The organism is Flaviflexus massiliensis (genome assembly GCF_001375495.1).
Taxonomy (GTDB): Bacteria; Actinomycetota; Actinomycetes; order Actinomycetales; family Actinomycetaceae; genus Flaviflexus; species Flaviflexus massiliensis.
Map to the genome: position 1 here is coordinate 1,400,797 of NZ_LN831058.1, position 13,971 is coordinate 1,414,767.

A 13,971-nucleotide genomic window follows, 5' to 3' on the forward strand; every position below is an offset into this window, starting at 1 on the left:
CCCATGGCTCTCAATCGTGTTGCTCTCTTGACTGCGGGCGGCTTCGCCCCCTGCCTATCGTCGGCAGTTGGCGGACTCATTGAGCGTTACAACGAAATTGATCCCGAAATTGAGATCATTGCCTACCAGTACGGCTACCACGGCCTCCTGACCGGTGACAAGATCGTTTTCGACAAGCAAGCACGCGCAAACGCCCGGATCCTCCAGAACTACGGTGGTTCCCCGATCGGCAACTCCCGCGTCAAGCTCACCAACGTTGAGGACTGCGTCAAGCGCGGTCTCGTCAAGGAGGGTGAGGACCCGCTCGAGGTGGCAGCCGAGCAGCTTCGCGCCGATGGCGTTGATATTCTGCACACCATTGGGGGCGACGACACCAACACGACCGCCGCTGACCTCGCACACTACCTGCACGAGCACCAGTACGAACTGACGGTCGTGGGCCTGCCCAAGACCATCGACAACGACATCGTTCCCATCGCCCAGTCCATGGGTGCCCTCACTGCAGCCGAAGAGGCAGCCGAATACGCCATCAACATCATCGGTGAGCACCGCTCCTCGCCCCGCATGCTCATCATCCACGAAGTCATGGGACGCAACTGCGGCTACCTCACCGCACGCGCCGCAGCGGACTACCGCCGCTGGGTTGACCAGCAGGAATTCCTGCCCTCGGCGGGCCTCAAGAAGGAACGCTGGGACATTCACGCCGTCTACCTGCCGGAGATGGACATCAACCTCGATACCGAAGCCGAGCGCCTCAAGACCATCATGGACACCGAGGGCAACGTCAACATCTTCCTCTCCGAGGGTGCAGGCGTTGACGAGATCATCGAAGAGATGGAAGCAGCGGGCGAAGAGATTCCCCGGGACCCCTTCGGCCACGTCAAGCTCGACCAGATCAACCCCGGCCAGTGGTTCGCCGAAAAGTTCGCTGACCGACTCGGTGCCGAAAAGGTCATGGTTCAGAAGTCCGGCTACTTCTCGCGTGCAGCCCGCGCCCGCGAAGAAGACCTCCGCCTCATCAAGGGCCTTGTCGACTTCGCCGTCGAATCAGCCTTCAGGGGCGACTCGGGTGTCGTTGGCCACGACGAAGAGGACGACAACAAGCTGAAGTCGATCGACTTCAAGCGCATTGCCGGACACAAGGCCTTCAACATGTTCCAGCCCTGGTTTGAAGAGGTCATGGAGACCATCGGTCAGCCCCTCAAGGCCGACTAAACCGCGCTAGCAACCGTAAAATTGTCACGAGTCCGAATCAATTAATCGGACAACACAACTTGAAGTGACCACGTGCCGGACAAATTCTGTCACGTGGTCACTTCTGTATAGGATCATCACGTGGAATCACGATCAGTCAATGAGATATACCAGTCGCTCGAGCGCTGGCGGGAACTGCCCGCCAAACATCAGCCAGCATGGCCTGATGAACTTAAGGTGCGGAGCGTCGGGCAGTATCTGCGCTCAATGCCGCCGCTGGTGTTTGCAGGTGAAGCGGACACGCTGAAGGAACAGATCGCCAAGGCAGGACGCGGCGAAGCCTTCATCCTCCAGGGTGGGGACTGCGCAGAGACGTTTGCCGACTCGATTTCAGCTGACCGGATCCGCGCCAAGATTCAGACGATCCTGCAAATGTCGATCATCCTCACCTACGGTGCGGCCCTTCCCGTTGTGAAGATCGGTCGCATGGCGGGGCAGTACGCGAAGCCGCGTTCGAACCCGATCGAGAACCGTGACGGCGTTGAGCTCCCCTCGTACATGGGTGATGCTGTCAACGGGCACGACTTCACCACGGAACAGCGGATCCCGGACCCGCAGCGTATGGTGGACGCCTACCACCGTTCCGCGACCACCCTCAACCTCATCCGTGCCTTCACCGGTGGTGGCTTCGCCGACATGTCCAAGGTCCACGAGTGGAACAAGGGCTTCACGGAGAACCCCGCTTACAAGAAGTACGAGAAGATGGCGGCGGACATCGACTGGGCTCTGCGGTTCATGGAGGCAGTCGGTATCGACTCCCCGAACCTGCGGACCGTCGACATGTACTCGTCGCACGAGGCTCTGCTGCTCGAATACGAGACGGCGATGACGCGTATCGACCAGCGCACCTCTCAGCCGTACAACACGTCCGGACACTTTCTGTGGATTGGCGAACGCACACGCGACATTGACGGCGCTCATGTCGAACTGCTCTCTCACGTCCGCAACCCGATCGGCGTCAAGCTTGGACCGACCACGACGGTCGATACTGCTCTGCGCCTCATGGACAAGCTCAACCCCGAGGGCGAAGAGGGTCGCCTCACCTTCATCACCCGCATGGGTGCCGGAAAGATCCGTGACATCCTGCCCGACCTTGTCGAAGGCGTGATGAAGGATGGTCGTCCCGTGACGTGGATGACGGACCCGATGCACGGCAACACCATCACCGCGTCCAACGGCTACAAGACGCGCCGCATGGAAGATGTGGTTGACGAGATCAGGGGCTTCTTCGACGTTCACATTGCCAAGGGCACCGTCCCCGGCGGTGTCCATATCGAACTGACCGGTGACTCTGTGACCGAGGTTCTGGGCGGCTCTGAGCAACTGTCCGAAGAGATCCTGTCCCAGCGTTACGAGACCCTGGTCGATCCGCGGCTGAACCATCGTCAGTCCCTCGAGGTGGCCTTCCTCGTTTCGCAGATGCTGCGCGACAAGAAGTAACTTCAAGGGGACAAAACACAGGCACAGTGCGCAGAGAAGAACTGCGTCAAGGTCGGGGTCGGAGCACAGTGGATGCTCTGACCCCGACCTTTCTGTGTCTGGAATTGGCCGGACGGAATCCTGCGCTGAACCATTGCCTTATACCAAAGTGATCCTTCGCCCTATACCAATACGGTGGCAAGTGGGAGGGTAGGGAAGGGCTTGCTAGACGACGATGAGGGTGATGATCGTGCCGGCGGGATGCAGTTCTCCGGCCGGGATTGATTGCTGGCGAACCTGGTCGAAAACGCCGCCGAGGAAGTTGTCGAATTCAACCTCGAACCCGGCGTCGTTGAGCAGCTTCTCTGCGTCATCTCTTGACATGCCATAGACGTCGGGCACCTCGAAGAGCTCGGGGCCGAGGGAGACGGTGATCGTGACCGTATCGCCGCGGTAACCGCTACCAGAAGTGGACTGGGAAATAACCAGTCCTTCCTCGATATCGTCGGAATAGGCTTCCTCAGTCACAACGTCGAGTCCCTCGTTCTTCAGGATGTCAGCCGCATCCTCTGCAGTCTCGTTGCTGACATCGGGGATGGTGACGGGTTCGCGCCCAAGTGAGACGGTAAGCGTGACGGTTGTCGAGTGATCAACCTCGGTTCCCGCAGGAATATCCTGGGAAATAATGTTTCCCTCGGGCACCTGGTCGGAATAGTCTTCCTCAAAATCGGCTGTGAGCCGGCTGCTGGTGAGAACCTGCTCGGCGGTTTCTTGGGGGAGTCCGATAACGGCAGGAACCTCGACCTGTTCGACACCGAGGGAGACGACCAGGGTGACCTCGTCACCGCGCGCCATCTCCGATGGCACCGACGGATCGGTCGAGATCACGTAGCCTTCGCGCACCTCATCCGAATAGTCGTGGTCGATAACGGGGGTGAGCTCGAGCTCTTCCAGCACCTTGACGGCAGCATCCTCTTGACGGCCCGTGACATCGGGGAGTGCCATTCTCATTCCCGGCCCGGCAGTGAAGTACCAGAAGATGCCGGCGGCCGAGGTGGCAATAAGGAGCAAGATGATGAGCCAGCGCCACAGCTTCGACGAGGTTGAGGACTTCACCTCATTGGAGCCCGAGCGTTGCCTGGCAAGTTCGTGACCGCGCGAGTTTCGTCGCTTCGTCTCGGGCGGTGCGGTCAGCAGGGCGGTCTTGTGGGCGGGCGTGAAGGACCGAGTGTCGTAACTGCCGTTCGCAGGATCCTCGGGAGCGGGCGTGGACCGGTGCTCGAGATCGGTGGGAGAGACGGCAATGCGCCGCTTGGCAATAATGTCGTCAAGATTATTGAGGACCTCTTGGACGCGGTCGCGAGCAACGATGCCGTTGGCGGGCCGCTGCGCGGGGTCCTTTGCGGTCAGCAATCCGATGAGGGAGTCGACGGAGGAGGGGATCCACGGTGCGACCGTGGAGAGCCGTGGCATGTTGTCGTTGACGTGCTTGTAGGCCAGTGCGATGGGGGTTTCTGCCCGGAATGGCACATCTCCCGCGATGAGCTCGTAGAGCATGATGCCGGCCGCATACACGTCAGAACGGGAGGTCACTTCTTCTTGGAGGACTTCCGGAGCGAGGTAGGCGACTGTGCCGAGAACCGTGCCCGCGGTCGTGGAGCGTGCCGCAGCCATGGCCCGTGCCAACCCAAAGTCCGTGACCTTCGCGATGAGTCCGTCCCCTTGGACGAGCATGACATTCTCGGGCTTCACGTCCCGGTGGACAAGGCCGGCCTGGTGGGCGTTGCCGAGTCCGGAGAGGACCTGGCGGGTGATTTCGAGTGCCATCCTGAGAGAGAACGAACCTCGGCGGGACAGTGCGGTGCGCAGGTCGTCACCGTTGATGTACTCCATGACCAGGTAGGTCGTGTCATGGAGATTATCGGATTCGATCGTCCCCTCATCAAATACCGAGACAACGTTGGGGTGGGAGAGCTTTGCGGCGGCAAGTGCTTCGCGGTGGAAGCGATCAACAAAGTCAGCCTGGTCAGCCAAGTGGGGGTGCATGATCTTCACGGCAACGCTGCGATCAAGCCGCTGGTCCTGTGCCTTGTAAACGGTGGCCATGCCGCCCCGTCCGAGGCGCGCATGAATCCGGTACCGACCATCGATGACGGTACCGAGCAGAGGATCTGGCACAGATTTCACGTACCTAGCCTAAACGACACTCCCTAGCCCTGCTTTGAAGCGGGGCTGGGGAGGACGCACCTGTGAGGTTTAACGGAATTGGGCCATCGAGGCCTTGACCCGAGCCACGTAGCTCTGGGTGTCGGAGAACATGCCGTAGCGACGCACCGAACCAAGACCCTGGTAGTAGCCGGCGATGCCGACGTCGAGGGAACCGGACATCGACTGGAGCTGACGGATGATGACAACGCCAGCGATGATGTTGTCGCGCGGGTTCAGCAGGTTGAGGTCGTAGCCAACGAGGTCGGATGCCCACTCACCGGAAGACGGAATGACCTGCATGGTCCCAATCGCGTTCGCGGGGGAAACGGCCCGAGCATCGAAGCCCGATTCGCGGAAGGCGTGAGCTTGGGCGAGAGCGGGATCGACACCGTACTGGATAGCGATCTCTCGCACCATGGCCTGAGTTTCGGCGCGGGACGGGACAGCGATTGAGTTGAGGTAAGCCTTGTTCTCGTTCGCGGAACGGACCGTCGCATCCGGGTAGGTGTAGTGCAGGAACGTGTTCGGCACCAGATCCTGGTTCGAGTTCGAAGCAGGGGCGGAAGCAGTGCCGGCAACCGTCAGTTTCTGGCCCGGGTAAATGACCGTGGAGGACAGTCCGGAGGCCGACATGATCGCGGACACCGATGTGCCGTGCTTGGTGGCAATACCGGACAGGGTGTCACCGCGCTGCACCGTGTACGTCGTCGACGAAGCACTCGGTGCCGGTGTGGACGGTGCGGGAGTGGACGCGGCGGGAGCCGACGCCGCAGGAGCAGAGCCGCGCAGGGTTAGCTTCTGTCCCGGGTAAATGACGTTCGCGTTCTTCAGACCCGAAGCCGAAACAATCGCTGACACGGTCGTGCCGTGCTTGGCTGCAATGCCCGAGAGAGTATCGCCGCGCTGGACCGTATAGGTCGTGGCTGAGGAACTGCTTGAGGAAGGTGTAGCAGGAGCCGGAGCTGCGGTGGCGGGCTTCGAAGCCGACGACGATGCCTTCAAGTTGAGCTTCTGCCCGGGGAAGATGAGGTCGGAGGATAGGTTGTTGGCGGACTTGAGAGCACCCACCGTTGTCAAATGCTTGAGCGCAATACCGGACAGGGTGTCACCGCGCTGGACCGTATAGGTCGTGGCTGAGGAACTGCTTGAGGAAGGTGCAGCAGGAGCCGGAGCTGCGGTGGCGGGCTTCGAAGCCGACGACGATGCCTTCAAGTTGAGCTTCTGCCCGGGGAAGATGAGGTCGGAGGATAGGTTGTTGGCGGACTTGAGAGCACCCACCGTTGTCGAATGCTTGAGCGCAATACCGGACAGGGTGTCGCCGCGCTTAACCGTGTAGGTGGACGACGAGCTCGACGAAGACTTGGTCGACGAGGCTGTAGGAGCTCGTGTGGCAGTGACGCTCGAACCGGGGATCTCCAGGCGCTGACCGGGATGAATAACGGCACTGTTACCAAGATTGTTCGTGCTGATGATCGAGTTCATGGAGACACCGAAGCGCTGGGAAATATCCCAGATCGTGTCGCCGCTCGTCACCTGATAGGTGGCTGAGGGGAGCTTAATTGCGGGACCTGCTGGCAGGTCGGCCGCCGTGGCAGGGACGGGTGCCAAAACGCTCACGGCAGCGGTTGCAGTGACGGCAACCGAAGCGCTGAGAGAGCGACGTGAGTAGGCCATGAATCCTCCGGAGTGAAACACGGGAACAATGATCGTGATGATCTTGTTGTGAATTGTGATGAGTTTGTGACAGATGGTTCAGATGTGACACTAGTCGGTTTTGCGGCGTGTCGCCAACCGTTTCCAGAAATTGGTCCTACTATTTTTCCGTGAACTCTGTCTTACCCGACAATATGTCCCTCCCAGAGGTCGCAGTAGCCCTCAATATTCGGCTTCGTGACGTCCGCACCCTCATCTCCGAACACAAGCTTTTGGCGACCCGTCCGGAAGGCCCTCTCGTGGTGACGAGCGATCAGCTTGTGGAGGAAGACGGAACGTGGCAGGTGCTGGGAAACCTGCGCGGCACCCTCATCCTTCTCTCCGATAGCGGGTTCAGTGACGACGAGGCTCACGAATGGCTGCATCGGGAAGATGCGGAACTGGGGATGACACCCATGGAAGCGCTACGACAGGGCAAGCATCGTGCCGTGCGCCGGATAGCATCCGGTCTCGCCTACTAACGAAGACCCGGAAACCTCGTCCGCTAGGACGAATTCTCTTGATTTAAAGAGATCACACCCCATGGCGTGCTTTAACCGATTGCGCTACCGGTCATCACATACGACCTTCCCCAACGGGAAGAATCGCGGTTTTGCGAGTCTCTTACTTGGGTGACTGGAGTCCAATGATCTTGGCGTGTAGTGCAGGGCAGGAACACCGTTGTTCCCAGCCTGATGCTCACAACATTTGCAGGGAACTGCGTGCCTTGAATAAGTCATGCTCGTTCAAGGCACGCTCTGCCTGTGGGGATTGATTCAGTGTTGGCGGGTGGTTAGACGATCCATGAGCTGATCGAGGCTATCCTTGCCAGGTCCGTCGGGCAGTTCCTGCCAGGCCGTGAGAGCCTGTTGCTCCCGCTCGGCAATGATCGCCTCGTGCTCCTCCCACGCGCCACTGCTGGTGATGAGACCGGTAATGGTGTTGACCTCGTCATCCGAGAGAGGCTGACCAAGGGACTCTGCAATCATGTGAGCCTCCTCGGAGCCAGCGAGTCTCGCGAGGGCCGTGAGGATCAGGACCGTGCGCTTACCTTCCCTCAGGTCGCCTCCGGTGGGCTTGCCGGTCGTGGACGGATCTCCCGCCACGCCGAGCGCGTCGTCGCGCAACTGGAATGCTTCGCCCAGGGGAGCCCCGATGTGGGAAAGAGTGGCAAGGAGGTTCTCGTCGGCGCCGGCCGCTTCGGCACCGATCAAGAGCGGGTCACGAACGGAGTACCGAGCGGACTTGTGGCGGATGACGGAGAAGGCATCTTCGCGCGCCGCCAGGAGCGCCTCCCGTGGATTGGGTCCGTTCAGCATGCTGAGTAGGTCAATGTTTTCGGCACGAACATCGAGGAACTGTCCGAAAGCAACCTCGGCGCACATCGTTTGGAAACGAAGGTTTGCGGCCTGCGAGGCGTGCTTGAGCATGTGGGTGGAGGCGAGGGCGAGGAGGAAGTCACCGGAGCAAATCCCCGCATCGCGCCCAAACATCACCGAATCGCCAACAAGATCGGAGTCGTCGAAGGCGGTAGCGAACTGGATATGGACGGCGGGCTGACCGCGGCGGGTGGGGGAGTCGTCCATGATGTCGTCGTGCACGAGAGCCGCGCCCTGGAAGATTTCGATCGCTGCCGCGACCTCGAACGCATCATCGCTGGGTTCGTTGCCGGTCGCGCACATGGCGCCCGCAAGCGACAGGAGGCCGCGCACACGCTTACCGCCGCCGAGAAGCGATCGGGTCGGGTCGATAAAAGACCCGAGAAGGTGACGATCCGCATCGGCGAATCCATGTGCGTCCAGCGCCGCAATCGTGCGCTCGGAAATGATCTGTGGGAACGACTCGTGCATGCCACCACTCTAACCGGTTGCCACAGTCAAACAGTTTTACACAACCATCCACAGGTCGTCTTCCCTCAATTAATTCGGGTGGGTGTTCGCGGTTTCATCGAGGCATGAAAAACGTCACTGAAGAAATCCTGCCCCTCGCAACCCTCGCCCACCTCGCGGTCGAAGCCGGGAACTACCGGTTAAACGGGAAGCTCGCACTCGTTGACGCAGACGGAACTAGCGGTACGAGTGTTTTTCTCATCCCATTCGACCACCTGCCCGAAATCATCGGTCGCACATCACCCCGGGCCACCGTGGCCTTCCTCTTCCCCGACGGAACCGACCTCGAGGATAGGTTGATACGTGAACGCGCCGAACTAGTTGACGAGATCGGTCGCTCCCGAGGGCCGAATAACGGTCCGTGGGATACCGTGATCGCCCACGGCGGGGTCCGATTCCGCATCTATTCACCGCACGGCTGGCTCGACGAACCCGAATTCGACGGGATGAGCAACGAACGCCTCGACCACTACATTGCCGCGTTCTCCGGGGAACAGCCGCGTGGTGAGAAACGGACGCTGAGCGTTGCGGACCTCGGACGGGCGCATGACCAATGGCGGACCGCTCTCGCCAGCGCCATGAATGGCGAAGTGAGCAGCGTCGTTCCCATGGAGGGGTCGCTTGAGGCCGGCTCCATCCGTGACACGGTCATCGTCTGGTCCGTTGGCGACGAGGGCAGAGACACGCTCGGTCCCCGCGGCACTTTCATTCCGCCCCGTACACCACCCAATCCGGACAGGATTGAGGCGGCGCTCGCGGTGCTTGCCGCCCGCGTCGGGCACCAGGACACGGTGCATGCCCTCAGCTGCGCCGCCTACATCGCCTGGTGGTGCGGATTCGACCGGCTGGCAACCCACCTCTACTACCGGGTCAGGTCAACCGGGCAACGCAGCAGACTGGCAAAACTCGTGTGGGCGGCCATGTCCCAGCAGATCATGCCGCCCTGGATGGGACAAATGCAGTCGGCATCTTGACGAAATACCGCGCCCTGAACGCCCACATGCGATAGCGTGGCATTGACAGCGACGTCCCCGGGGAAACATGCCGCCACAAGCGGAAGCATTCGAGTAAACGATGCCCCCCAGGTGCAAGGAAGCGGGAATAATACTCATATGACCCTGGAAGCCACGGCGTTGGAAAGTGTCCACCAGAAGCTCGGCGCCACCATGACTGACTTCGCGGGATGGCACATGCCGCTCAGGTACACATCGGATCGGGAAGAACACGAGGCTGTCCGCACCCGGTCAGGCCTGTTCGACCTCTCCCACATGGGGCAGATCCGCGTCGAAGGACCGGATGCCGGGAGGGTTCTCGACTATTCGCTCGTCAACATCCTGTCGACCATGCAGGTGGGCAGGGCCCGCTATTCCCTCATGGTGAATGAACTCGGAGGAATCCTGGACGACCTCATCGTCTACCGCACGGATGAGACCGACTATCTTGTCATCGCCAATGCCGCCAATTGCCGCACCGTCAGCGACGAACTGACGCGACGCTCCACCGAGCTTGATGCCAAGGTCGCGATTCAGGACAACACTCATGCCCGCGCCCTCATCGCCGTTCAAGGACCACTTAGCGCCGATATTGTCAGCTCCGTCATTGACGACCCGGCCCGTTTTCTAGAGCTCGGCTACTACCGCCACGACACCTTCGTCATTGGCGGTCTACCGGTCCACGTGGCTCGCACCGGATATACGGGTGAACGCGGTTACGAAATCATGGCTGATGCCAACGGGGCTCAAGAGTTGTGGAATATTCTTGCCGAGGCGGGCAAGGAAAACTCGTTGCAGCCCTGCGGGCTTGCGGCACGCGACACTCTCCGCCTCGAGGCTGGCATGCCCCTCTACGGCAACGAGCTCTCCCAAGAAAGAACCCCTGCCGATGTTGGCCAGGGCGGGATCGTCAAACTCGACCACGACTTTGTTGGAGTAGAGGCTCTGCGAAACCACGCCGCATCCACAACGCTGTACGGACTGCGCGGCGAGGGCAGGAGAGCTGCGCGGGCAGGTTCCATCATTTCCATCGACGGAACCGACGTAGGAGTCATCACCTCCGGTGTGCTTTCACCAACGCTCGGATACCCGATTGCGCTCGCCATCCTCCCCGAGGGAATACCGGCCAATACCAGCGTTGTTGCAACCGTTCGCGGTAAAGACCAACCCATGGCCATCACATCACTCCCGTTCTATACGAGCACCAACTAGGAAACGAGGCACCATGTTCCCCACCGATCGTCAATACAGCCCCGATCACGAATGGTTGACCGACGGAGTACCCGCACGCGTCGGCATCACCCAGTTCGCTGCAACATCCCTTGACGAAGCCGTCTACGTTGAACTCCCCGAAGTCGGAGACAGCGTGACAGCCGGTGCAGCGTGCGGGGAAATTGAATCCGTCAAGTCCGTTTCCGACCTCGTTGCACCCGCGAGCGGAACCGTTGTCGCCGTCAACCAGGCGGTTGTGGACGACCCGAAGCTCGCCACCGATGACCCCCATGGGGAAGGCTGGCTCTACGAGCTCGAGGTCACCGAGAAAGCTGGCGACCTCATGGATGCTGACGCATACGAGGAGTTGACGGCCGATACCAAATGACAGAATTTGCGACCCGACATATCGGAACCTGGGGTGCGGACCGCGACCACATGCTCGCCACAGTTGGGGTGTCGTCGCTCGACGAACTCGCCGACATCACGCTGCCAGCCGGGTTGACTAGGACCGCGATCGACGGCCTCCCGGAAGCCCGATCCGAGCAGGAGGTGCTGGCAAGGCTGGAAGAGCTCAGCGCCAAGAACACCGTCCGCACCTCCATGATCGGACAGGGCTACTACGACACGGTCACCCCCGCGGCGATCCGCCGCAACATTTTAGAGAACCCGTCCTGGTACACGGCCTACACACCCTACCAGCCCGAAATCAGCCAGGGGCGCCTCGAAATGCTCCTCAACTTCCAGACCGTGGTTGCCGACCTGACCGGAATGGATATTGCCGGCTCCTCCATGCTCGATGAAGCCACCGCGGTCGCCGAAGCCATGCTGCTCGCCAACCGAGTAGTCAAGAACCGAAGCACCGTTCTCATCTCGCCCGACCTCTTCGATGCGACATCGGCTGTCCTCCACACCCGGGCCCGAGCCGTTGACCTCACCCTCACCGAATCGGACTTCACCACGATCGACGAGCAGGTTGCCGCGATCATCATCCAGTACCCGGAAGCATCCGGACACGTTCCCGACCGTCAAGAACTCGAAGAGATCACGTCCCGTGCCCACGAAGTTGGTGCCCTCGTCATCGTCGCGGCCGACCTCCTCGCCCTCACACTTCTCGAAAACCCGGCCGAATGGGGCGCCGACATTGTGGCCGGATCCTCCCAACGCTTCGGAGTCCCCATGGCCGGCGGCGGCCCCCACGCCGGCTATCTCGCAGTGAAAGAACAACACAAGAGGCAGCTCCCGGGACGACTCGTCGGAGTATCGAAAGACAGCGACGGAGCGGTCGCCTACCGTCTCGCACTCCAAACTCGCGAACAGCACATCAGACGCGAAAAAGCGAGCTCCAACATCTGCACCGCCCAGGTGCTCCTGGCTGTCATGGCCGCGGCATACGCCATCTACCACGGGCCGGACGGACTGAAATCTATCGCGAGAACCGTCCACGAACACGCGGTGGCACTCGCGGCAGATCTCACGAGCCGAGGACTTCAACTCAGCTCCCATTCCTTCTTCGACACCCTCGAAGTCACGACCCTCAACGGTTCAGAACAGGCCCAGAAGCTCCTGCTCGACGCCAATATCACCTCGTGGCGAGTCGATGACACGAAGATCCGGATCTCCTGCGATGAGAAGACGACTGCCGAAATTCGGGACAGAATCGTGGAGGCACTCGCGGGTGACAGTGAGCGGACCGGTGACGGAATTGAATGTGGGTTCCCTGATTCTCTTGCGCGGACGACTGAGTACCTCGGACACCCAACCTTTCACAGGTACCGGACGGAAACACAGCTCATGCGTTACCTCAAGACGCTGGCCGACAAGGACTACGCGCTCGATCGAGGAATGATCCCGCTCGGGTCCTGCACGATGAAGCTGAACTCGGCTATCGAAATGTCTGCCATCACCTGGCCCGGATTTGCGTCGATTCATCCGTTCGCTCCAGTCACCGACCGTGGCGGCTACATTGAGCTCATCAGTGAACTGGAGGACTGGCTCGGTGCGGCAACCGGTTACGACGGTGTCAGCCTCCAACCAAACGCCGGATCCCAGGGTGAACTGGCCGGCCTGCTGGCAATTCGCGGTTACCACGATTCGCGCGGCGATAACGACCGCCGTATCTGCCTCATCCCCGCCTCGGCACACGGTACGAATGCGGCCTCCGCCGTTCTGGCTGGCTTCGAGGTTGTTGTTGTTGTTGCAACTGCGGCCGACGGGTCAGTTGATCTCAATGATCTTGATGCCAAGATCGAGGCCAATCGGGAGCGGCTGGGTGCGATCATGATTACCTACCCGTCCACGCACGGCATTTACGAGGACTCTGTTGGCGACGTGTGCTCCCGCGTGCACGAGGCTGGCGGTCAGGTCTACATTGACGGAGCAAACCTCAATGCGCTTGTTGGCGTGGCTCGCCCCGGTGACTTTGGTGGCGACGTTTCGCACCTGAACCTGCACAAGACGTTCGCCATTCCGCACGGTGGTGGCGGCCCGGGTGTGGGTCCGGTCGCTGCTCGGTCTCATCTCGTCCCGTTCTTGCCCTCGCATCCGATGCGCGATGGTGACAGGACTGGAGCGGAGGTCGCTCGAACGCGGGGGAGCGGCGCAATCTCGCAGGCACCCTACGGTTCTGCTGGAATCCTGCCGATCTCCTACGCCTACATTCTTCTTCTCGGCGGTGAAGGGCTGCGCCTCGCGACCCAGTCGGCGGTGCTGGCCGCGAACTATGTGGCAGCCCGCCTGGACAAGGTCCTGCCCGTGCTCTATCGCGGACCCGGGGGACTCGTCGGTCACGAATGCATCATTGACCTGCGTCCGCTCCGTGGCGATACGGGGATCACGATTGACGACGTGGCGAAACGGCTGATCGACTATGGCTTCCATGCCCCCACCATGTCCTTCCCGGTCCCGGGTACGCTCATGATCGAACCAACCGAATCGGAAGACCTGGCCGAGATCGACAGGCTGTGCGATGCGCTCCTCCGTATTCACGACGAGGCACGACAGGTGTCTGAAGGTGTTTGGCCGGCGGACGATAACCCGCTCGTGAACGCGCCACATACGGCGCCGTCTGCTCTCGTGGGGGAATGGTCACATCCGTACACTCGCGAGACCGCCGTCTATCCGGCCGTGGCGGACGAGGTTTTGGCTGATCCGGCACGACTATCAGCCGTTGTCGCGGCGAAGTATTGGCCTCCGGTTCGGCGTATTGACGGGGCTTATGGTGACCGTAACCTCGCCTGCTCGTGCCCACCGGTGAGCGACTACCTATAGTAGGGTGGAGCGTTCAAGAAGCTGAAGATCACTGT

10 protein-coding genes are annotated in these 13,971 nt (G+C 60.7%); 7 read left to right on the top strand and 3 right to left on the bottom strand.

What is annotated here, in order from left to right:
* The first annotated feature begins 3 nt into the window (after positions 1 to 3).
* Both BN1241_RS10470 and BN1241_RS10475 read left to right on the top strand, forming a co-directional pair.
* A complete protein-coding gene (locus tag BN1241_RS10470) occupies positions 4 to 1,215 on the top strand; it encodes a pyrophosphate--fructose-6-phosphate 1-phosphotransferase (RefSeq protein ID WP_054953523.1) in 1,212 nt (403 codons plus the stop codon).
* 120 nt (positions 1,216 to 1,335) lie between these two features.
* Positions 1,336 to 2,694 carry a class II 3-deoxy-7-phosphoheptulonate synthase gene (locus tag BN1241_RS10475; protein WP_077138363.1) on the top strand — a complete coding sequence of 453 codons (1,359 nt, stop codon included), beginning with the start codon at positions 1,336 to 1,338 and terminating at the stop codon, positions 2,692 to 2,694.
* A gap of 204 nt (positions 2,695 to 2,898) precedes the next feature.
* Here BN1241_RS10475 and pknB read toward each other — a convergent pair whose 3' ends face one another.
* Positions 2,899 to 4,860, bottom strand: coding sequence for a Stk1 family PASTA domain-containing Ser/Thr kinase (gene pknB / locus BN1241_RS10480; RefSeq protein ID WP_077138364.1), 1,962 nt, complete (start codon positions 4,858 to 4,860; stop codon positions 2,899 to 2,901).
* 69 nt (positions 4,861 to 4,929) lie between these two features.
* Positions 4,930 to 6,555, bottom strand: a complete 1,626-nt coding sequence (locus BN1241_RS10485) for a LysM peptidoglycan-binding domain-containing protein (RefSeq protein WP_082418322.1) — start codon at positions 6,553 to 6,555, stop codon at positions 4,930 to 4,932.
* Between the two features lie 149 nt (positions 6,556 to 6,704).
* Here BN1241_RS10485 and BN1241_RS10490 point away from each other — a divergent pair, with 149 nt between their 5' ends.
* Positions 6,705 to 7,055, top strand: a complete 351-nt coding sequence (locus tag BN1241_RS10490) for an Rv2175c family DNA-binding protein (RefSeq protein ID WP_230198309.1) — start codon at positions 6,705 to 6,707, stop codon at positions 7,053 to 7,055.
* A 294-nt stretch (positions 7,056 to 7,349) separates the two neighbouring features.
* Here BN1241_RS10490 and BN1241_RS10495 read toward each other — a convergent pair whose 3' ends face one another.
* Positions 7,350 to 8,423, bottom strand: coding sequence for a polyprenyl synthetase family protein (locus BN1241_RS10495; protein WP_054953527.1), 1,074 nt, complete (start codon positions 8,421 to 8,423; stop codon positions 7,350 to 7,352).
* Between the two features lie 104 nt (positions 8,424 to 8,527).
* Between BN1241_RS10495 and BN1241_RS10500 the strand changes: the two genes are divergently transcribed.
* The 4 genes from BN1241_RS10500 (at position 8,528) to gcvP (ending at position 13,936) form a co-directional block, all read left to right on the top strand.
* Positions 8,528 to 9,436 (top strand): DUF4192 family protein, encoded by a 909-nt coding sequence (locus tag BN1241_RS10500; RefSeq protein WP_054953528.1) that lies wholly within the window; start codon positions 8,528 to 8,530, stop codon positions 9,434 to 9,436.
* A gap of 138 nt (positions 9,437 to 9,574) precedes the next feature.
* Entirely contained in the window at positions 9,575 to 10,666 is a 1,092-nt protein-coding gene (gcvT, locus tag BN1241_RS10505; protein ID WP_054953529.1) for a glycine cleavage system aminomethyltransferase GcvT, read from the top strand.
* 13 nt (positions 10,667 to 10,679) lie between these two features.
* Complete coding sequence (gcvH, locus tag BN1241_RS10510) at positions 10,680 to 11,054, top strand: glycine cleavage system protein GcvH (protein WP_054953530.1); 375 nt, start codon at positions 10,680 to 10,682, stop codon at positions 11,052 to 11,054.
* Entirely contained in the window at positions 11,051 to 13,936 is a 2,886-nt protein-coding gene (gcvP, locus tag BN1241_RS10515; RefSeq protein WP_054953531.1) for an aminomethyl-transferring glycine dehydrogenase, read from the top strand. The genes gcvH and gcvP overlap by 4 nt, the downstream gene beginning before the upstream one ends.
* Positions 13,937 to 13,971: the final 35 nt, after the last annotated feature.